The sequence below is a fragment of the Porphyromonas bennonis DSM 23058 = JCM 16335 genome, from assembly GCF_000375645.1.
GTDB classification, from domain to species: Bacteria; Bacteroidota; Bacteroidia; order Bacteroidales; family Porphyromonadaceae; genus Porphyromonas_A; species Porphyromonas_A bennonis.
In genome coordinates this window covers 1-20,528 of the sequence record NZ_AQWR01000005.1, presented here as the reverse complement: position 1 = coordinate 20,528, position 20,528 = coordinate 1, and the positions used below count along the sequence as shown (strand labels likewise).

The window sequence follows — 20,528 nt, the reverse complement described above, 5'->3', positions numbered from 1 at the left end:
GACTGACTTAGCTATCAAGCGCAAAAATACCAAAAAAACGATAACTCTGCTTCACAGAATTACCTATTTTCCCCTGCTGACTGAAGTTTTTGCAGACTCAGACAGTAGCGAACTAATCAGTGATCATTGCGCCCACCATCTCACTGACCGAAGAGAAGTGATGCCTGGTCATATAGTCGTCGATGCCCTCGATCACCTTTAGGGGGGACAATGGATCCACAAAGTTCTGAGTCCCGATCTGTACTGCGGAAGCACCACAGAGAATAAACTCGATCGCATCCCTCCAGTCGCAGATCCCTCCAATACCTATCAGCGGCACATCGACAGCCTGAGACACCTGCCAGACCATCCTAAGAGCTATGGGCTTCACTGCCGGTCCGGAGAGTCCACCCGTGATCGTAGAGATCTTAGGGCGTCTTCGCTCAGCATCGACAGCCATCGCCATAAGCGTATTGATCAGAGACAGTGCGTCTGCCCCCGCATCTACAGCTGCTCTGGCAATATCAACAATGCTGGTCACATTAGGAGTAAGCTTCACGATAAGTGTCTTATCGAAGACTTGTCGTACGGCTCGTACGATCTCCCCGGTCCCCTCGCACGATACGCCGTAGAGCATCCCCCCGTCTCTGACATTGGGGCAGGAGATATTGAGCTCTATGGCATGTACCCGGTCAAGGTCATTAAGCGCCTCAGCCACCTGCACGTAGGAGTCGATGGTCGATCCGCTGACGTTAGGGATGATCTCCGTCCCCAGCTGATTTGCCTCAGGATAGATGTGGTTGATCCAGTAGTCCAGCCCTTTATTTTGCAGACCTACGGCATTGATCATACCGGATGGGGTCTCAGCCATACGAGGCTTCGGGTTACCCTGACGAGGCTCCAGAGTCACAGCCTTGGCAAAGATCCCTCCGAGCTGAGATACATCATAGATCTGATTCATCAGCACGCCGTCCCCAAAGGTTCCGGAGGCGGTCGTGACAGGATTCTTCAGCGTCAGATCACCTATCCGAGTCGTGAGGTCATTCATCGTTTTCATTGCCATAATAGATCCTTAGTATTAAAAACCGGTCCCTCTGTACAGACACACACATTCCCTCGCAGGGTTGGCTCTACGCAGCACAAGCAGATCCCTATGCCACAGGCCATCATATTCTCCAGTGACACCTCGCATCGGATCTGTCGCTCCCGTACAAGTGAGGCCACTGCCTTCATCATGGGTGTGGGACCACAGCAATAGATATCTGAGGGTGTGCCCTGCGACCAGACGGAGTGATCAGTCACAAATCCTATCTCGCCCAGACTTCCGTCCTCAGTAGTAATAAGGAGCTGCCCCAGCTCCTCAAAGGGCTTCAGGTCAGGAAACGCAGTCTCAGACCGTGCACCAAGGAGGAAGCAGGGTCTATGCCCCTCCTCCCGGAGGTGTCGCCCCATCGTCAGTAGTGGGGCTATGCCGACTCCGCCACCTACGAGGAGGATTTGCTCACCGGTCGGATCACTAAATCTGTTGCCTAGGGGTCCCAGTACCTCCACCTTGGTTCCTATGGGAGCAGTACTCAGGTACTTTGTAGCCTTTCCTGCCACCTGTATCAGCAGATCTAGGTGATGCTCACTGCCTCCGTAGATGGATATGGGGCGCCTCAGTAGCACCTCAGGAGCATGGATCCGTAGCTGAACGAACTGCCCCGGTGCAAACGAGGGCACGCTTTCACCAGGATTGATCGGCTCCAGTCTGATGCAATAGAGCGTCTCGCTAAAGTGGCGTATGCCCTTGACGGACATACATAGATCTTTCATCTGTCGCATAATCTTTTAAGCATCTCTCCCCCTATACTGACTCATTCATCCAAAAGTACGATTAAAAAGTCGATCCCCCACAAGCACCACCCTCTCAAAAGTAGAGAATGTATGTACGGAAACGTATCAAACCCGCCACGTACATATATTATTGAGCGAAAATGCATTTACATACATATATCGCCTTGATGCTTTCGTCGAGACGTCATCGTCTCGCGCATCGCGTCGTGGAACAATCACGAACACAGGAGAACGTCGACTAAAGCTGAAATAGAGAACAGACTAAGTATTGTATGCCATTAACTTACGTCCATTTGTTTAGATTTTATTTAGCCCTCGAGCCTCCTATTTACATCTGATCCGGATGACTAACATTGGTTTAGACCATTATGACTATTGCAAACCAATAGATTAGGATTCCTTATGTAGAATATGTTCTAACCATCACAAGCATCTCCGCGTGCGAAATAGATTCATTTGAATCTTTCTACACCGTTAATCCGGATATTTACATATATATTTGTATCGAGATATTATTTATGTACATCTGATATACGTATATGTGCGTTTATATATGGATACAAGGGATAGAATCAAGCTCATCATAGAGACCGAAGGGGTCACGCAGGTGGCATTTGCAGAGACGACAGGCATCAATACCTCGACTCTTAATCACGTACTGACCGGTCGAAATAACCCCAGCGTCGACGTGATCAGTAAAATACTTGCCGCTTATCCTCAATATGAGTCTGACTGGTTGCTGCATGGTAGTGGACCCATGTGGACCGAGGTCTACAGTGAGCAGCAGGTAAAGAGCACCTCCATTCCCCTCTTCAGCGATTCCGATGGAGACGGCTCCGGATCCACTCCATCTCCGGTAGCCGCTACGGTGCCTAATAGTGGAGTGAGAAGGGGAAAGGTGGAGGAGCGCACTCGGGAAGCCACTCAGACTACTACAGAGCGATCCTCCTCGAAGCGAGTGCAGAAGGTCATCATATACTATGACGATAATACGTTTGAGACGCTTTACCCTTCCCACCTGACCGACTGCACGAAGGACTTTTAGTTCAATTATTGATCCTCAACGAGATAGAGTAGGAGCATTAGTCACAACCTCGTAAGTCTCGGTGAGAGTTACAGGCGGGAATTTTTGCACCGCCGCTAAATCGTCTTAGTGTCTTAGTTCTCAGCATATAGTGGACAGTAAGATCTATTACCGATATTAGAGTCAACTATTACCGGTAATAGTGCCGACTAATACCGACTATAGTGAAGACTAATACCGGTATTAGATTGAGGGGTCTCCGTTGGTGAGAGCGGAGCAGAGGATTGAGAGTCGGAATGACTACCTTTGTGCCCGAAACAGAAAAGCTAGAAATCTCGCCATGACAACAGAAGAACTCCTAAAGTGGGACCGGACACACCTCTGGCACCCCTACACCTCTACAGTTCACCCGCAGCAGACCTATCCGGTAGCCTCCGCCAAGGGGTGTGTGATCACACTGGAGGATGGGAGAGAACTGATCGACGGGATGAGCTCCTGGTGGTGCGCTATCCACGGATACAGCCACCCCACTCTGACTCGGGCGATCAAGGATCAGACGGAGCAGCTGGCGCACATTATGTTTGGCGGCTTCACTCACCGCCCTGCAGTGGAGCTGGGACAGCTCCTTGTCGATCAGATACTTCCGGAGGGGATAGACAGGCTCTTCTACTCCGACAGCGGGTCGGTGTCGGTAGAGGTAGCACTCAAGATGGCGATCCAGTATCAGTTGGCGAGGGGTCGAGCGGGACATACCCACTTTGCCACTATCAGCAGAGGCTATCACGGAGATACCTGGCATGCGATGTCTGTCTGCGATCCGATCACCAGCATGCATAGTCTCTTCTACGGCACTTTGCCGGTTCAGTACTTTGCGCCACAGCCAGCATGTGCCTTCGGTGACGAGTGGGATCCCGAGGATCTGCGACCGATGCAGGAGTTGGTAGAGAGGCACCAGGATCACTTAGCGGGGATCATTGTGGAGCCGATTGTACAAGGTGCCGGGGGAATGTATTTTTATCACCCCAAGTATCTGGAGGGACTTCGAGCACTCTGCGACGAGTACGACCTGTTGCTAATCTTCGATGAGATTGCTACCGGCTTCGGACGAACCGGCGAATTGCTGGCGACCTACTTCACGAGTATTAAGCCGGATATACTTACGATAGGCAAGGCCATGACCGGCGGGTATATGACGCTCGCCTGCACCGCCACTACACAAGAGATCGCAGATACCATCTGTAGTGGCGAGGCGGGCTGCTTCATGCACGGGCCCACCTTTATGGCCAATCCTATGGCATGTGCGGTGAGCAAAGCATCAATCGAGCTTCTACTCAGCCAGGACTGGCGTGGTAAGGTCAGCAATATAGAGAATCAGCTGCAAGAGGGACTCAGTCCACTTCAGGAGCTAAGCGACGTGCGGGAGGTGCGCTGTCTCGGAGCGATCGGCGTCGTGGAGATGAGGGAGCCGGTGGATATGGAGCAGTTGATCCCCCGATTTCTGGAGGAAGGGATCTGGGTGCGTCCCTTCGGGAGATTGGTTTACTTAGAGCCTCAGTTCATGGCGATTACTGATGAGCAGCTGGATAGCCTCATCGGAGGACTCAGCCGGGTACTAAGAGCGTGCTATCGATGATAGAGTATAAGGAGCGCCTGCAGCAGATCAGGGAGAGTGGCACCTATAGGAGCCTACAGCCTACTGAGACCGAGGGGAAGTATGTCTATGTAAGTGGGAAGAAGTTGCTTAATCTGAGCAGTAATGACTACCTCGGTCTACAGGAGTTGTCCGGGCTGCCGGAGGAGTACCGCCAGTCTCGGGAGTTTCGCCCGATGATGAGTAGCTCATCCGCAAGGCTCCTGACGGGGAATGATCGGATCTATCAAGAGCTGGAGCAGTACCTCGCTGCTCAGTACTCGGTTCCCTCGGCGCTTGTCTGGACCAGTGGTTTTGCAGCTAATAGTGGGATCATACCCTCCCTCGTCGATGGAGAGACGCTTTTCCTTGCTGACAGACTCATCCACGCCAGCATGGTCGAGGGGCTGAGACTGTCAGGCTGTAGATTTGCCCGCTTCGAGCACAATGACGTGACCCGCCTGAGAGACTTACTAGAGCGGAATGAGGGGGAGTACCGCCATATCTGGGTGCTGGTGGAGAGTGTCTACAGCATGGATGGAGATGTGGCACCACTCGCAGATATTGTGGCACTCAAGAGAGACTTTCCCTCGATGCGACTGTATGTGGACGAAGCACACTCAGTGGGTCTCTGTGGTCATGGACTTGGTCTCTGCGCCGAGCTTGGTCTCCTCTCCGGAGTCGACCTGCTGCTCGGGACGCTGGGCAAGGCGCTCGGTTCGATAGGCGCTTACTCCCTCCAGTCGGCAAGTCTACGGGAGATCTTCGTCTCTCAGGCGAGACCCTTTATATACACCACCGCACTACCACCTCTGATGGTCGGGTGGACCTTATTCCTACTACGTAAGGTAAGGGAGATGGAGGACCGGAGGGCACATCTGGTGGAGATGAGGCAGCGACTGGGGGACCGTATAGGAAGGGCTCCGGAGAGTCAGATCATCAGCCTGGAGATCCCCGGAGAGCAGAAGGTTGCGGAGGCAGCTAAGGACTTTATGCGTGAGGGACTCTTTGTGCGGCCCATCAGGAAGCCCACCGTGCCATCGGGACGAGAGCGTCTGCGCATCTCACTCACAGCGGCGATGAGTACTGAGGAGATCGACCATATAGGAGAGGTGGTAAGGAGATGGATGTAAAGCTGCTTCATCAGGGGAGCAATGGAGGAACTGCTGTCCTCTACTTCACCGGCTGGAGTGCCCCCCACTCTCTTGCGCTGGAGATGGAGCTACCGGAGGAGTGGACCCTATTCTCTGTAGGGGACTACCGAGGAGAGCTCCCTCAGTGGCCTGATATGTCCTGCTTCAGCCGGCTATATCTGGTCGCCTGGAGCATGGGGGTCTGGGCAGCGGAGTATTTCCACAAGTGCTATCCGGCACCCTCCCTTGCAGTGGCGATCAATGGTACTCCCTCTCTGATCTCGGACCGGTATGGTATAAAGGGTGTGGACTATCAGAGGATGGCAACGGGACTGGATGTGGAGGGCTACCGTCACTTTGTCCGTCAGATGTGCCTCTCAGAGGAAACGACCGCGCACTTCCTCTCCCTACCGGATCATCGGGGCATCACCGCCGCTCAGGAGGAATTGCGCTGGGTCGGTGATCTCGGTGGCTCTGTTACCGAGTGTGATGTGCCCTGGACGCGCGCAATAGTCAGTGACCACGATCTCGTGATCCCTTCAGGTGGGCAGCGTCGCTTCTGGTCGGATCGCAGCATACCTATCGAGGAGCTCCCTACCGCCCCTCACCTGATCCTCGGCACCTACATAAAGTCATGGAGAGAACTGCTCAGACTATGATACCCCGTAAGCAGGACATTGCAGACCGATTTGCCCGGAGCATCTCCACCTACGAGACGGCGGGGGTTGTCCAGCGGGAGATCTCGGAGCAACTGATCAGCCTGATAGAGCCGATAGAGTGCGGCACTGTGCTTGAGATCGGCTGTGGGACGGGACTACTATCGTCCCTCCTCGTAGAGCGGCTCAGAGACTGCCGATTTATCTACAATGATCTGTCGCCTGAGATGGAGAGACCACTGAGGCAGAAGGTGGGGACCAGCGGGCTCTTCCTGCCGGGAGATGCGGAGCGGATCGATTGGCCGATGGAGTGCAGTGTTATTGCCTCCGCCTCTTGCATTCAGTGGTGGGAGGATCCACTATCATTCTTCTCTAAGTCATACGACGCCCTGATGTTGGGTGGCCAATTGGTCTTCAGCACCTTCCTCCCGGACAACCTTGGCGAGCTCAGTGCGGTTACGGGTGTGGGGCTGCACTACCCCGACTCGGAGGAGATCGAGAGTGGCCTGCAGAGAGCAGGCTTTAGAGACATACAGCTACAGCAGTATCGGAAGTCGCTCTACTTCCCTACCCTCATTGAACTCCTTCGCCACCTGCGCAATACCGGTACCAATAGCCTCGGATCGGGGGGTCTCTTGACTCCAAGAAGACTCGGAGCGATGGAGCAGACGTATAGAGAGAACTTAAACTTATCCCAATGCGCCTCCTTGCCACTCACCTACGTGGGAGTACTTGGCTACGGGCGCCGATGAAAGCAATTGATGATATGAAAGAATTATTCCCCCTCAAGACTTACTTCGTCTCCGGCATCGATACGGACGCCGGTAAGACAGTCGCCACTGGATTTATCTCAAGGAAACTCCGCGAGGAGGGTGTGGACGTGATCACTCAGAAGCTGATCCAGACGGGCAATCACGGGATCTCAGAGGATATTGCCATGCATCGAAAGATAGAGGATCGAGCACTACTGCCGGAGGATATCGATGGGACGACCTGCTGCCTTATATACTCCTACCCATGCTCCCCTCACATGGCGATCGCCATCGACGGACGCGCACCGGAGTATGACAAGGCGACTGCCAACACTCATCTACTGGAGCAGAAGTACGACAAGGTTTTGGTCGAAGGGGCAGGTGGACTTATGGTGCCGCTGACGGAGGACTACCTCAATATAGACTACATTGCTGACCAGGGACTACCCTGCATCCTCGTCGGGACAGCGAAGCTGGGAAGCATCAATCACATCCTCCTCAGCATGGAAGCACTTGGCCACAGGGGCATCCCCACTCCGGCACTCCTATATAATAGGGGTGTAGCCACCGATGAGAGGATCACCGCAGAGACCGAGAGATATCTCCGTGGCTATCTGCAGAGGCACTATCCTGAGACGAGCTTTATCCCCCTTCCGATCCTAGACCTATAGGGAAGAGGAAGAGGGCGACATAAAGCAATCTCTAAACTCCTCGTAGATCTCCCGCATTTCCTGTGGAAGATAGCTGAGAGCCCTCTCAGCAAGTGGATCCGGGACCCCAAAGTAGGCCTCTGCCATACTCCCCACGATGGCAGCAAGGGTATCACTATCTCCGCCGTAGTGAATTGCTGAGCGTATCGCGTCCTCAAAGTCTGTCGACTTAGTCAGTATGAGCAGGGAGAGAGGGACGCATCCCTGACAAGTCTCATCGAAGACACCCACGCCGGGAAGTTGCCGCTCATAGTCTGCTCCGTAGGACGAGATAAGGAGCTCCTGTATCTTATCCCACTCACCTCGCCTGAGACGGAAGATTGCCTCAGCTACTACCTGAGCCCCCTTGATCCCCTCTGGATGATTGTGCGTGGGGAGAGCGGTCTGCTCAGCCTCTGCCAGAGTGGTCTCCAGATCCTCAAACGCCCAGCCTACCGGGGAAACTCTCATCGCAGCCCCATTGCCGTAGCTCCCATAGGGGTGATGGACAGCAGAGGTGAGCCACATCTGGAAGCGTCCTCCGTACCCTCTCCCCGGGTATCTGTCACACCACTCCAGGAGTGCAGACTCGTAAGACTTGTGGTGCAAGATCGCATCCGCCACAGCTATAGTACAGACAGTGTCGTCCGTAAAGGTTGTTCCCTCGCGGAAGAGGTCGAGGTCGTAGTCCTCCGTATTATTGTCAAACTCATAGGATGAGCCTGTCACATCTCCGATAATTGCTCCTATCATACTTAATGTCTTCTTTTGTCCAAAAATACCATATTTTTCTTAATCAGAGCAAGGCACACTTCCATCCCCAACCAAGTTAGATGCTGATAAAGGGGTGTGAGCAATAGGACAAGCGTATTCCCTGATAAGAATATCGTGGAAGGGAGCACCTATCGGACTAAAATCATTACTTTTGCAACTGATCGTGACGTCACGGTCGGTTGAGAAGATAAGCATGCAACGAAGTAACTATAAGCGCCTGGAGCGTGGCATGAGCTGGCTCGTCTTTGCCATCTCTGCCATCGTCTACTGGGTGACCATGGAGAAGAGTGCCTCGGTATGGGACTGCCCTGAGTTCATTACCACCTTCCACAAACTAGAGGTGGGACACCCGCCGGGTGCGCCGTTCTATATGCTGGCGTACAATGCCTTTGCTGAGCTTTTCCCTGCTCATGGCGACTGGATTGCCATTGCGGGCAATGCCCTGAGTGGACTCCTCTCCGGACTGACGATACTACTTCTCTTTCGGACAATCAGCCACCTGATCCGGCGGTCCTTCATCCTCCGCACCGCCTCATGGCGCGAGGAGACTGAGATACCTGCGGACTATGCGTGGATTGCTCTGGGAAGTGCTCTGGTGGGTTCGCTCACCTATGCCTTCACTGACACATTCTGGTACAGTGCGGTGGAGAGTGAGGTGTATGCCTTCTCAAGTTTCTTCACAGCGCTCGTTTTTTATCTCATACTGAAGTGGGAGGAGACGCGCAATCCGATCAAGGAGGACCGCTGGCTCCTTATTACAGCGTACCTCATGGGACTGAGTGTCGGAGTCCATCTGCTCAATCTGCTAGCGATCCCGGCGATGGCGCTGGTGTACTACTTCAAGCGGACAGAAAAGGCGACGTGGAAGGGCGGAGTGGTAGCTACGCTGCTATCCTTTGTCCTCGTCGCTGTGATCCTCTTCGGCATTATCCCAGGTGTGCCGGAGGTGGCGGGGTACTTCGACCTCTTTTTTGTCAATACGCTTGGTCTCAGCTACAATAGTGGTCTGATCTGCTACGTCCTGGTGCTGGCGCTTGTGATGAGTCTGACCGTCTATGCATCGATGAGACGACCGGTGCCGATGACCCTCCTCAGAGTGGGCTTCCTCTCCACCTGCATCCTACTGGGGATCCCATTTATGGGCAGCGGTTGGATCGTCCCGATCATCGTGATTGCCGCTCTTGTCTGGTACCTCTGGTACTCCATGCGGACAGATGCACATCGACTGGCACACCTGACCATGGCGATGGGACTTCTCTTTGCCGGTATCAGCACTTATGGTGTGATCCTTGTGCGAGCCAACTCGGATATTCCGATGAATCAGAATACCCCTGCTGATGTCTTTGCACTCCGGTACTACCTCTCTCGTGAGCAGTATGGGAGTACCCCGCTGATCTATGGACAGACCTACGCCTCTCTGCCGGAGTACGATGCTCAGGGGCGGCCGGTGACGACCACCAAGGTCACCTACGCCCGGACCAATAAGCTCTCTCCTGATGACCCAGATCACTACGAGCGACAGGAGAGTAGCTCGCTGGTCTATAGGAGCGATATGAAGATGCTCTTCCCGCGCGTTTACAGCAATATGATGCCCCACTTTAAACAGGGGTATGAGATCTGGGGTGAGGTGAAGGGAGAGACGAAGACTGTGAACCAGGCGGGTAAGGCGGAGACGGTGACGCTACCGACCTTCGGAGAAAATCTCCGTTACTTCTTCTCTTACCAGCTCAATTATATGTACTGGAGGTATTTCCTCTGGAACTTCTCCGGTCGACAAAACGACATCCAGGGACAGGGAGAGCTGACGAAGGGTAATTGGATCACCGGCATCCCCTTCATAGACGGGCTATTCCTCGGACCGCAAACGGACCTACCCTCCTTTGTGACCGACAACCCCGGACACAATCGCTACTTCATGCTGCCCCTCATCCTTGGTCTCCTGGGACTGATTGCTCAGCTGCTGAGCCGAAGAGAGCGGAGCAGGCAGAATTTCTGGATCATCCTCTCGCTCTTCTTCATGACCGGTATAGCCATTGTGCTGTATGTCAATCAGACGCCCTATCAGGTGCGCGAGCGAGACTACTCCTATGCGGGGTCTTTCTACGCCTTTAGCATCTGGATTGGGTGTGGTGTCTTCGGTCTCTATGACCTCATCACCGGGGAGAGAAGTAGGAAGAAGAGCGGTCTGGCTCTCGGTCTAACAGCCCTCTGTCTCTTGGTACCGACCTTAGTCGCCTGGCAAAACTGGGACGATCACGATCGCTCGGGACGTCGTCTCGCAGCCGACACGGGGAATAACTACCTTAATAGTTGCGAGCCGAATGGGATCATCTACTGCAATGGGGACAACGATACCTTCCCCCTATGGTATGCGCAGGAAGTGGAGGGAGTACGGACTGACCTGAAGGTCTGCAACTCCTCATACCTGCAGGCGGACTGGTACATAGAGCAGATGAAGAAGCAGACCTACGAGGCGGCTCCAATGCCCATCACTTGGGGTTTGAAGGAGTATGGGGGTGATAAGCGTGGCATCGCTTATGTGGTGCCGGTGATGAGGGATACGCTGGAGCTGAGGCACGCACTTGACTTCATCGGCTCCGATGACCCCTCCACCAAGGATATCCCTGGTATTGTGCAGAAGGTGGACTACCTCCCAAGCACAAAGGTCGCCCTACCCTATGATTCTGCTGATCTGATCCAGAGAGGTGTGCTTTACCCCAGCGATACAGCGCTTATTAAGAGCCCTATGACACTGTATGACTTTGAGGGCAAGAGCTATCTCGGTAAGGAGGAGCTGGTCTCCTACGATATGATCGAGGCCAATCGATGGGAGAGACCGATCTACTTCTGCATCACGGTTGGCGAGTCCAATCGTATGGGTCTGACGCCTTACTTCCGCCAGACCGGCATGGCCTATCAGGTGCTCCCGATCCGGACAAAGGGGACCACGAGCGAGGTAGACGTGGATCGGATGTACACCAACGTGATGGAGCGCTTCCGCTGGGCGGGAGCCGATCGCCCAGGGACCTACATGGACGAGAATGCTCGCCGTATGCTGGAGACCTACCGAAGTATGATCTTTGCTCCGCTGGCGAAGGGTCTCGTAGCCCGAGGTGACTCGATCCGTGCACGAGAGGTTCTGGAGCGGTCCAAGACGGCCATCCTTGATGAGGTGGTTCCGCATGGAGCCTCTTCGCTTCCCCTTGTGGGAGCCTTCTACGACGCAGGGATGACTGGTGACGCAGAGGAGATCACCTCGCTGATGCTGGATCGGAGCCTGAGAGATTTGGACTGGTACTTCCGTCTCAACGACAGGGACTTCATCACCTGTATGCCCGAGATTGAGCGTGAGATCATCGTAGCTGAGGAGCTCATGCGTCTCAATCGCGCCCATGGCAGCGGTCTGGAGGCGAAGTATGGCAAGGACTGCGACTACTATAGTAAGGCTTACCTGCAGATCTACAACCAGCTCTCCGGGGCTACTCAGCAATGACTCAGGACCTGCGGGCACTCATTCGTGATGCAGCCAGGGAGTATGGCTTTGATGCAGTAGGCTTTGCTCGGCTTGGGGAGGTGTCGGACGAGCACCAGGCTTATCTCGACCATTGGCTCGAGGAGGGTAAGGCAGCGGGCATGGGCTACATGTCCAAGAACGTGGATGTAAGGAAGAATCCCATCGACAAGATCCTCCCGGGTGCTCGCTCGGTGATCGTGGTGGCAGCCTCATACTATCCGGTGAGACAGCAGCCCAAGGAGGCGCCGCAGGTGGCTAAGTACGCCTATGGTCCGGACTATCACGATGTGCTGACGGAGGCACTGGTACGTCTTGGCGAGGGAATTAATGAGCGGGTGGCACCCCACTCCTTCCGCTGCATCTCAGGTAGCGTGCCTTTCCTGGAGCGGTACTGGGCGAGCGAGGCAGGAATAGGCTTTATCGGGAAGAACCGGTGCATGATTATCCCTGGTATAGGGAGTTTCTTTTTTCTCGCGGAGATGCTGACGACGCTTGAGCTAGAGTCGGAGCATCCGATTCGACGCTCACTCTGTGGTTCCTGTCATCGCTGCCTGGACGTCTGCCCGACGGGAGCGCTCTCTCCTGAAGGGATGGATGCCCGCCGCTGTATCAGCTACCTCACCGTGGAGCACCATGATGAGGTCTCTCCTGAGCTGACCCGACGGATGGGGAATAGGCTCTTCGGATGTGACAGCTGCCAGGATGCCTGCCCCTTCAATCGTCGACCCAAGCCGACAAAGCTCTTCCCCTCCTACGACACGATCCTCGACCTCAGTAGGGAGGACATTACTGAGATGTCGCTGGAGGAGTACCACAGGATATTTCAGCAAAGTTCAGCCCGGCGAGCAAATTATAAGTGGATGACGCGCAACTGCCGACTTTGGCTTGAGAATAATCCTCCTCACGACGCCGATAATTGAGTACCTTTGCCCATTATATCTATGAAAGATAAGAGCAAAATAGAGAGCAAGGCTGTAGAGAAAGGTTGGATCGTGGTTCAGGGGGCGAGGGAGCACAATCTCCGTGACATCTCCGTGACCATTCCGCGCAATTCACTCACCGTAGTTACCGGTCTGAGTGGAAGTGGAAAGTCATCCCTCGCCTTTGATACTATCTACGCAGAGGGAAATCGGCGCTACCTGGAGACCTTCTCCTCGTATGCCAGAGGCTATATCGGTGACCTGGAGCGGCCTGACGTAGATGAGATTACCGGTCTGTCGCCAGTCATTTCCATCGAGCAGAAGACAACCAATAAGAATCCTCGAAGTACCGTAGGGACGACGACGGAGGTCTACGACTTCCTCCGTCTGCTCTACGCCCGCTGTGCAACCGCCTACTCGCTGAAGACAGGTAAGGAGCTGGTGCACTACTCAGAGGATCAGATCATCGAGCGGATACTCGAGACCTATGTCGACCATAAGGTTTACATTTACGCTCCAGTCGTGCGGACTCGTAAGGGGCACTATCGAGAGCTGCTCGAGAGCTACCGCATGAAGGGGTATGTCTCCGCACGAATCGATGGGGAGCTGACTAATCTGAAGCCTGGTCTCGCCTTGTCGAGATACAAAAACCACTCAATAGAGATCCTGATTGATAAGCTGAAGGTGGTGCCAAAGCAGTCTGAGCGGATCAAGGAGAGCGTCAGGACGGCTCTGAGGATAGGTAAGGGGATCATCCTCGTACAGGATATGCAGGAGGATGGTCTTAAGCCCTCCTACTATAGCCGTAATCTGATGGACGAGGAAGCGGGGGAGTCGCTACCGGATCCGGACCCTAATACGTTTTCTTTCAATTCTCCACAGGGAAGTTGTCCAAAGTGTAAGGGACTCGGCGTGGTCACCGCACCAGATCTCTCTAAGGTGATACCGGACCCAAAGCTCAGCATGAGACAGGGAGGGCTGGCACCGATCGGGAAGTACAAGCGGGGGCTCCTCTTTGCTCAGTTGGATGCGATCCTTAAGCATCACGATCTGGATCTCGACACCCCCATTGAGGACTATCCGGAGGAGCTGATTGATGACGTGCTGAATGGTGTCGACTATCCACTCTTCTATCACACCAAGACCGGTGTGCGACAGAGGCTGACCGAGTATGACGGCATCGTCTCCATACTCGAGAAGATGACCGAGGGGGACTATAACGCAAAGACAAAGAAGTGGGCGGAGCAATTTAGCACCTACGTCCCCTGTCCTCGGTGTCACGGTAAGCGACTGCGTAAGGAGGCTCTTGCCTTTAAGATCAATGGCAAGGACATCACAGAGATGTCGTCGATGCCCATACCTGACCTACTCGAGGAGATTAAGTCGGTCCCGGCCAAGATCGACCGACAGAGACGTGTCGTCGCCACCGAGATCTGCAAGGAGATCGAGAGTCGTCTCTCATTCTTAGTAGAGGTAGGGCTGACCTACATTTCCTTAGACCGAACCACTGCCACTCTCTCCGGAGGTGAGATGCAGCGGATACGACTGGCTACACAGCTGGGAAGCCGATTGGTGAATGTCCTCTATATCCTCGATGAGCCCTCTATAGGCCTTCATCAGAGGGATAACGACCGACTGATACGATCCCTCAAGTCGCTACGGGACCAAGGCAATACGATCTTAGTCGTTGAGCATGACCGAGAGATCATGGAGCAGGCAGACTACATCATCGATATCGGTCCCGGAGCGGGACGCAAGGGAGGGCATATCGTCTTTAGCGGCACGCCTAAGGAGTTGATGCAGTCTGATACGCTGACAGCCCAGTACCTGAGGAGGGAGAAGGACATTGAGATCCCGAAGATACGGCGGTGCGGTTCGGGCAAGAGTCTCACACTGATGGGAGCTAAGGGAAATAATCTGCAGGGAGAGCCCTTCTCCATTCCACTGGGTACGCTAACATTGGTGACCGGAGTCAGCGGTTCGGGTAAGAGTACTTATGTCAATGACACCCTCTACCCTGCCCTCTCCAAGCATCTCTACAAGTCACTGGCGGAGCCACTGGAGTATGACTCGATAGAGGGTATCGATCTGGTAGATAAAGTGGTCCAGGTGGATCAGTCGCCCATCGGACGTACTCCGAGGAGCAACCCCGCTACCTACACAGGAGTCTTCACCGACATACGAAACCTCTTCACAGAGATGCCGGAGGCGAAGATCAGAGGGTACAAGCCGGGGCGTTTCTCCTTTAATGTCAAGGGGGGACGTTGCGAGGCGTGCAATGGAAACGGTTATCGCCGGATCGAGATGCACTTCCTCCCCGATGTCTACGTGCCGTGTGAGGCGTGCCGAGGAAAGCGATACAATAGAGAGACGCTGGAGGTACGATACAAAGGACAGTCCATCTCCGACGTGCTGGAGATGACGGTTAATCAGGCTGTGGACTTCTTCGAGGGGCAGAGTCGCATCCGAAGTAAGATCAAGGTGCTACAGGACGTGGGGCTCGGCTATATCAAGCTGGGGCAGTCCTCCTCCACCCTCTCCGGAGGTGAGTGTCAGAGGATCAAGCTGGCGAGCGAACTAAATAGGCGTGACACCGGCAATACGATCTACTTCCTCGATGAGCCGACGACGGGCCTTCACTTCGAGGACATACGCATGCTGATGGCTATTGTCAATAGACTTGTAGATAGAGGCAATACTGTCGTGATCATTGAGCACAATCTCGACGTAATCAAGACCGCAGATCATATTATAGACATTGGTCCCGAGGGAGGAAAGGACGGAGGGCACATCATTTTCCAGGGAACACCTGAGGAAATGGTGCAGCGCTGTGACAGCCACACGGCAAAGTATCTGAGAGAGGAATTTAAGGCAGCAGGAAGAGAGGTATGATGACGACAAGCGAGGAGCTCTTAGCGACACTCAATGAGGAGCAACGTCAGGCTGTCGAGGATCTCTCTCATGATAGTCTGGTGATCGCAGGAGCCGGCTCCGGTAAGACACGCGTCCTGACGACAAAGATAGCCTACATCCTGGCAGAGGGTAAGGCCCGTCCCTCAGAGGTGCTGGCTCTGACTTTCACGAATAAGGCTGCAAGAGAGATGCGCTCTCGTATCGCAACCATTGTGGGAGATGGACTATCTCAGATGATCCCTATGGGCACCTTCCACTCCATCTTTGCTCGCTGGCTACGTAGTTATGGGAAGTACCTCGGATACGATAGCGACTACACCATCTATGACTCGGGCGACTCACGGACCTTGGTCAAGGTGATCATACGAGACATGAAGCTGGACGAGAAAGACTATCCCCCCAAGAAGGTCTACGGACTGATCTCAGCCTGCAAGAATGACGGACTCACCCCGGGCAGTCTCTCAGACAGCGACCCGAGGTTACGCCGGATGCCCCGTTTCGATGACATCTATAGGGGCTATCTGAGTCGTTGCTTCAGGGCCAATGCGATGGACTTCGATGATCTGTTGATCAATATGCTGCGACTGCTGAGACAGCACCCGGAGGTGAGAGACGAGCTCTACAGGAGATTTCGCTACATCCTTGTTGACGAGTATCAGGACACCAATTGGGTGCAAAACGAGATCGTCAAGCAACTGAAGGGACCCGATACGATCCTCACCGTCGTAGGTGACGACGCACAGAGCATATACTCCTTCCGAGGAGCAGTAATCGAGAATATCCTCAGTTTCAGTGACACATTCCCGGGCGCCGTGGTCTATAAGCTCCGGAAAAACTATCGCTCGACCTCCAATATCGTCGACATTGCCAATAGCCTGATCGAGAAAAATCGCTTCCGCATCCCCAAGACTGTGGAGGCGGTCGCCGGCAAGGGGGAGAAGCTCACCCTCTTCGATGCTTTTAGTGGCAAGTCCGAGGCTGAGCGGGTCGCCGAGATGATCTCCGCCTCACTTCGCCGAGGGAGATCACCCGAGGAGGTGGCGATACTCTACCGCACCAATGCTCAGAGCCGTCTCCTCGAGGAGCAGTTACGCAATTATTCCGTCCCTTACAGAATCTACGGTGGACTCTCCTTCTATGACCGGGCTGAGATCAAGGATGCCCTGGCCTACCTCCGTTTGGTGATCAATGCAAGTGACGATGAGGCGTTTCGACGGGTATACAACACCCCCAAGAGGGGAATCGGTGACGTAACCTTTAGCACTCTCTCCGACCTCGCTAATAGACAAAAGAAACCCCTACTGGAGGTGGCATCGGATCCTGATCTGATGTCAGAGTCTCTCAAGGCAGCCCCTATCAAGCGGATCACCGGTTTTGTGGAGCTGATTGATCAGCTACGCGAGACGGCTAATACCGGCATGACTCTGGCGGAGTATATGAGCCATCTCATCCTCGCCACGCAGCTGACAGGTATGTACAGCGACGAGAGTGTGGAGTCTCTGTCTAAGCTGGATAACCTCAATGAGTTAGTCTCTGCAGTGCAGGAGTATGAGGACGCTCACTACGAGCTCTCAGACGATCCTGTGACCATCGAGGACTTTGTCCGCGATATGTCGCTCTTCACCGACGCGGATCAGAAGGAGGACGGCACGCCCCGTGTCACCCTGATGACTATGCATGCCTCTAAGGGACTGGAGTACGAGGAGGTCTACTGCGTGGGGCTCGAGGATCAGCTGATCCCCAGTGACCGATACAGTGAGGAGAAGGACATCGAGGAGGAGCGGCGACTCCTCTACGTCGCTATCACTCGAGCCAAGGAGAAGTGTATCCTCTCCTACGCTCAGAGCCGTATGACCCACGGTCAGCTCGACTATCAGAGACCGAGCCGCTTCCTCCTCGATCTGGATCCACGATACCTCGAGGATCATACCGGGCTAACCGACTACCTGCCCCACTTCACTGCCCGAGTGGAGAGACCTACAGTTACACCCTCTGCTCCGGTGCAGTCCTCCCGCCATCTCGATCCCAAGCCTAGACGCGTCCGTCGGGTGATACGGACGAAGGAGGAGGACAATGCTCCTCTGATCGATCGAGTGAGCGAGGCCGATCTCAGCAAGGGCGACCGCGTGGAGCACCCCACTTTCGGCGTAGGTCGGGTGGAGGGCTTCTCCCAGAGTGTCTCCGGGACTAAGGTCCTGGTCACCTTTGATGATGGATCGAAGAAGCAGATGATCCTTAAGTTTGCCAAGCTTCGCAAGATCTGATTGGACTGCGACATACTAACACCTTACCCTGATGAAGGACTTTTTCCGAGCGTTCAGACGATTTCTCCCCAAGTATAAGTGGTACATCACAGGTAACATTGCCTGCAATGCCATTGCGCCGCTACTAAACCTACTGGCATTCTCACTCCTGATACCTATCCTGAGGATTCTATTCGGGATCGACACCACCACGTACCACTTCATGCCGTGGAGTGAGCTCTCTCTCTCCACCCTAATGAATGGGATACAGAACAACTTCAATTATGCGGTGACGCAGATGATCGATGCCTACGGCGTCTCCAAGTCTCTGATGATCCTGGCGCTCTATCTGGTGGCGATCACACTGCTGAAGGTGTCCGTGCAGTATGCCGCCTCCTTCTTTATGATCCCGGTCCAGACAGGCGTGGTGAGGGACATACGAAATCAGCTCAATGAGAGAGTGCTTGGGCTCAACCTTGCCTTCTTCTCCGGAGAGCGGAAGGGCGATCTGCTGGCGCGTATCTCAGGTGATGTCAATGAGGTGCAGCACTCCCTGATCAGTTCGCTCGACATGATGATCAAGAACCCGCTCATCATCCTCGTCTCGCTGATTGCTATGCTGATCATCAGTCCCTCGCTAACCCTCTTTGTGATGCTCCTGCTCCCTATGGCGGGATTTGTCATGGGTCGTATAGGCAAGCGACTCAAGCGCGACTCCCTCGAGGGGCAGACGAAGTGGGGCTATCTGATCAGCCTCTTTGAGGAGACATTGGGCGGGCTTAGGGTGATCAAGGCCTTCCATGCCGAGAAGCCCATTCAGGAGCGGTTTGAGAGCCAGAATGAGGAGTTCCGGACCATCTCCCGGCATGTAGCCTCGCGGCAGGCACTGGCCCATCCCGTGAGCGAATTCCTTGGCACGGTCACCATTGCGGTAGTACTCTGGTTTGGTGGGACGCTTATTTTCCACAATAGTGTCGGCTTTGATGCCTCCACCTTCATCTACTACTTAGTGATCTTTTACAGCATCATCAATCCTGCAAAGGAATTCTCCCGCGCCTCCTACGACATACGTAAGGGGATGGCATCACTCACCCGCATTGACGAAGTGCTCTCGGCAGTCAATCCGATCCAGGATCCAGATCGCCCTAAGGAGATCCGCTTCGAGAGGGAGATTCGGTATGATCATGTCTCCTTCCGCTACAATAATTACGACGACCACTGGATCCTGAGAGATGTCGATCTCACCATCCCTAAGGGCAAGACGCTGGCGATCGTGGGGGAGAGTGGCTCCGGCAAGAGTACTCTTGTGGATCTCCTGCCTCGCTTCTACGACGTGGACGAGGGGTCCATCAAGATAGATGACACGGACATCAGGGAGCTAAGGATGCACGACCTGAGGATGCTGATGGGTAATGTCAATCAGGAGGCAATCCTCTTCAATGACACCGTCCGAGCCAATGTCGCCTTCGGCAACAAGGATGCTACCGATGAGGAGATCGTGGCTGCCTGCAAGGTGGCCAATGCGGACGACTTTATCAGAGAGCTCTCCGAGGGCTACGAGACAAATATCGGTGACCGAGGCAGTAAGCTCTCCGGCGGGCAGCGTCAGCGGCTGAGCATCGCTCGCGCTGTACTCAAGGACCCGGACATCCTGATCCTCGACGAGGCTACATCTGCTCTGGACACGGAGTCTGAGCGACTGGTGCAGGAGGCACTGGAGCACCTCATGAGAGGGCGCACCACTATCGTCATCGCTCACCGTCTCTCCACGATCATCAGTGCGGATCAGATCATAGTCCTACATAGGGGACGGATTGTGGAGCGAGGGACTCATGAGGAATTACTGGCTCAGGACAGGTATTATGCACGATTAGTGGCCATGCAGAAGCTCTAGGCTAGGAGCACTATTTTCCCGCCCTACCCCCGGCTCTCAAGAGGACTACTGACGGGGCACAACACACAAAGAGCTCAGACGAGTGATCGTCTGAGCTCTTTGTGTAATGAGTAGCGAGAATGGGGCACGATCCCATGACCTCAGGATTATGAATCCTGCGCTCTAACCAGCTGAGCTACCTCGCCATCCCTGTTTGTGGTCGCAAAGGTACGAAATTTTGCCATCATGGCAAGCCCTTCACCCCTGAGACAGGGGTGACGCATTTGAGCCTTAAAGCAAAGAAGTGATAATCCCTGTCGCTGTGCAATCCTGTCGACTCCCAGCCCTGCTGCTACCGCCTGCCGATCCCGCAGGGGCGAAGCCCCGGAGGGATCATCGCTTTTTAGACCGGGTGTCGAGGCACGNAGTGCCGAAGACCCCGGGAAACGACGACGCATTCAAGGTGTACGACCCCGCCAGGGTGTCGCACATACCAGTCAGTCAATCAGTGCGACACCCTAGCGGGGTCGCGGGATCGCTGGCAACGCCTGACCCCCGGGTCGTCGGGGCTACGCCCCTCGACCCGGGTCTA

Annotated in this window: 14 protein-coding genes and 1 tRNA gene; 11 read left to right on the top strand and 4 right to left on the bottom strand. The window is 54.4% G+C overall.

The genetic code is table 11. The annotated features are described in order from the left end of the window. Nucleotides 1–112 precede the first annotated feature (112 nt). The gene (locus B088_RS01795; protein ID WP_025081453.1) at nt 113–1,027 is read right to left on the bottom strand and encodes a dihydroorotate dehydrogenase; all 915 of its coding nucleotides are present in this window, start codon (nt 1,025–1,027) and stop codon (nt 113–115) included. A 5-nt stretch (nt 1,028–1,032) separates the two neighbouring features. Beyond that, a complete protein-coding gene (locus tag B088_RS01790) occupies nt 1,033–1,803 on the bottom strand; it encodes a dihydroorotate dehydrogenase electron transfer subunit (RefSeq protein ID WP_245546714.1) in 771 nt (256 codons plus the stop codon). Between the two features lie 565 nt (nt 1,804–2,368). On the opposite strand from B088_RS01790, the gene B088_RS08235 reads away from it, so the two are divergent. From B088_RS08235 to bioD, 6 genes are all read left to right on the top strand, one after another. Next, on the top strand, nt 2,369–2,860 hold the full coding sequence (locus B088_RS08235) for a helix-turn-helix domain-containing protein (protein WP_018106694.1): 492 nt from the start codon (nt 2,369–2,371) through the stop codon (nt 2,858–2,860). Between the two features lie 319 nt (nt 2,861–3,179). Then, the gene (gene bioA, locus B088_RS01780) at nt 3,180–4,472 is read left to right on the top strand and encodes an adenosylmethionine--8-amino-7-oxononanoate transaminase (protein WP_018106693.1); all 1,293 of its coding nucleotides are present in this window, start codon (nt 3,180–3,182) and stop codon (nt 4,470–4,472) included. After that, nucleotides 4,469–5,602: an aminotransferase class I/II-fold pyridoxal phosphate-dependent enzyme gene (locus tag B088_RS01775; protein ID WP_018106692.1), complete on the top strand. Its 1,134-nt coding sequence runs from the start codon at nt 4,469–4,471 to the stop codon at nt 5,600–5,602. Before bioA ends, B088_RS01775 begins: the two co-directional genes overlap by 4 nt. Then, the gene (locus tag B088_RS01770) at nt 5,593–6,261 is read left to right on the top strand and encodes a pimeloyl-ACP methyl esterase BioG family protein (protein ID WP_018106691.1); all 669 of its coding nucleotides are present in this window, start codon (nt 5,593–5,595) and stop codon (nt 6,259–6,261) included. Before B088_RS01775 ends, B088_RS01770 begins: the two co-directional genes overlap by 10 nt. Then, complete coding sequence (locus B088_RS01765; RefSeq protein ID WP_018106690.1) at nt 6,258–7,010, top strand: methyltransferase domain-containing protein; 753 nt, start codon at nt 6,258–6,260, stop codon at nt 7,008–7,010. Before B088_RS01770 ends, B088_RS01765 begins: the two co-directional genes overlap by 4 nt. Nucleotides 7,011–7,024: 14 nt before the next feature. Next, nucleotides 7,025–7,681 (top strand): dethiobiotin synthase, encoded by a 657-nt coding sequence (bioD, locus tag B088_RS01760; protein WP_018106689.1) that lies wholly within the window; start codon nt 7,025–7,027, stop codon nt 7,679–7,681. Here the strand turns inward: bioD and B088_RS01755 are convergent. After that, nucleotides 7,676–8,452 carry an ADP-ribosylglycohydrolase family protein gene (locus B088_RS01755; protein WP_018106688.1) on the bottom strand — a complete coding sequence of 259 codons (777 nt, stop codon included), beginning with the start codon at nt 8,450–8,452 and terminating at the stop codon, nt 7,676–7,678. The two genes, bioD and B088_RS01755, sit on opposite strands and share 6 nt — an antisense overlap. Nucleotides 8,453–8,666: 214 nt before the next feature. Here B088_RS01755 and B088_RS01750 point away from each other — a divergent pair, with 214 nt between their 5' ends. From B088_RS01750 to B088_RS01730, 5 genes are read left to right on the top strand one after another with little or no spacing between them, the layout of a single operon-like run. Next, a complete protein-coding gene (locus B088_RS01750; RefSeq protein ID WP_018106687.1) occupies nt 8,667–11,966 on the top strand; it encodes an MFS transporter in 3,300 nt (1,099 codons plus the stop codon). After that, nucleotides 11,963–12,907, top strand: coding sequence for a tRNA epoxyqueuosine(34) reductase QueG (queG, locus tag B088_RS08550; RefSeq protein ID WP_018106686.1), 945 nt, complete (start codon nt 11,963–11,965; stop codon nt 12,905–12,907). The genes B088_RS01750 and queG overlap by 4 nt, the downstream gene beginning before the upstream one ends. Nucleotides 12,908–12,928: 21 nt before the next feature. Continuing rightward, a complete protein-coding gene (gene uvrA / locus B088_RS01740) occupies nt 12,929–15,799 on the top strand; it encodes an excinuclease ABC subunit UvrA (RefSeq protein ID WP_018106685.1) in 2,871 nt (956 codons plus the stop codon). Beyond that, nucleotides 15,796–18,084, top strand: a complete 2,289-nt coding sequence (locus B088_RS01735; RefSeq protein ID WP_018106684.1) for an ATP-dependent helicase — start codon at nt 15,796–15,798, stop codon at nt 18,082–18,084. Before uvrA ends, B088_RS01735 begins: the two co-directional genes overlap by 4 nt. 31 nt (nt 18,085–18,115) lie before the next feature. Next, nucleotides 18,116–19,957 (top strand): ABC transporter ATP-binding protein, encoded by a 1,842-nt coding sequence (locus tag B088_RS01730; RefSeq protein WP_018106683.1) that lies wholly within the window; start codon nt 18,116–18,118, stop codon nt 19,955–19,957. Between the two features lie 111 nt (nt 19,958–20,068). On the opposite strand, the gene B088_RS01725 is transcribed toward B088_RS01730, so the two are convergent. Then, nucleotides 20,069–20,142, bottom strand: a tRNA-Met gene (locus B088_RS01725). Nucleotides 20,143–20,528 lie beyond the last annotated feature (386 nt).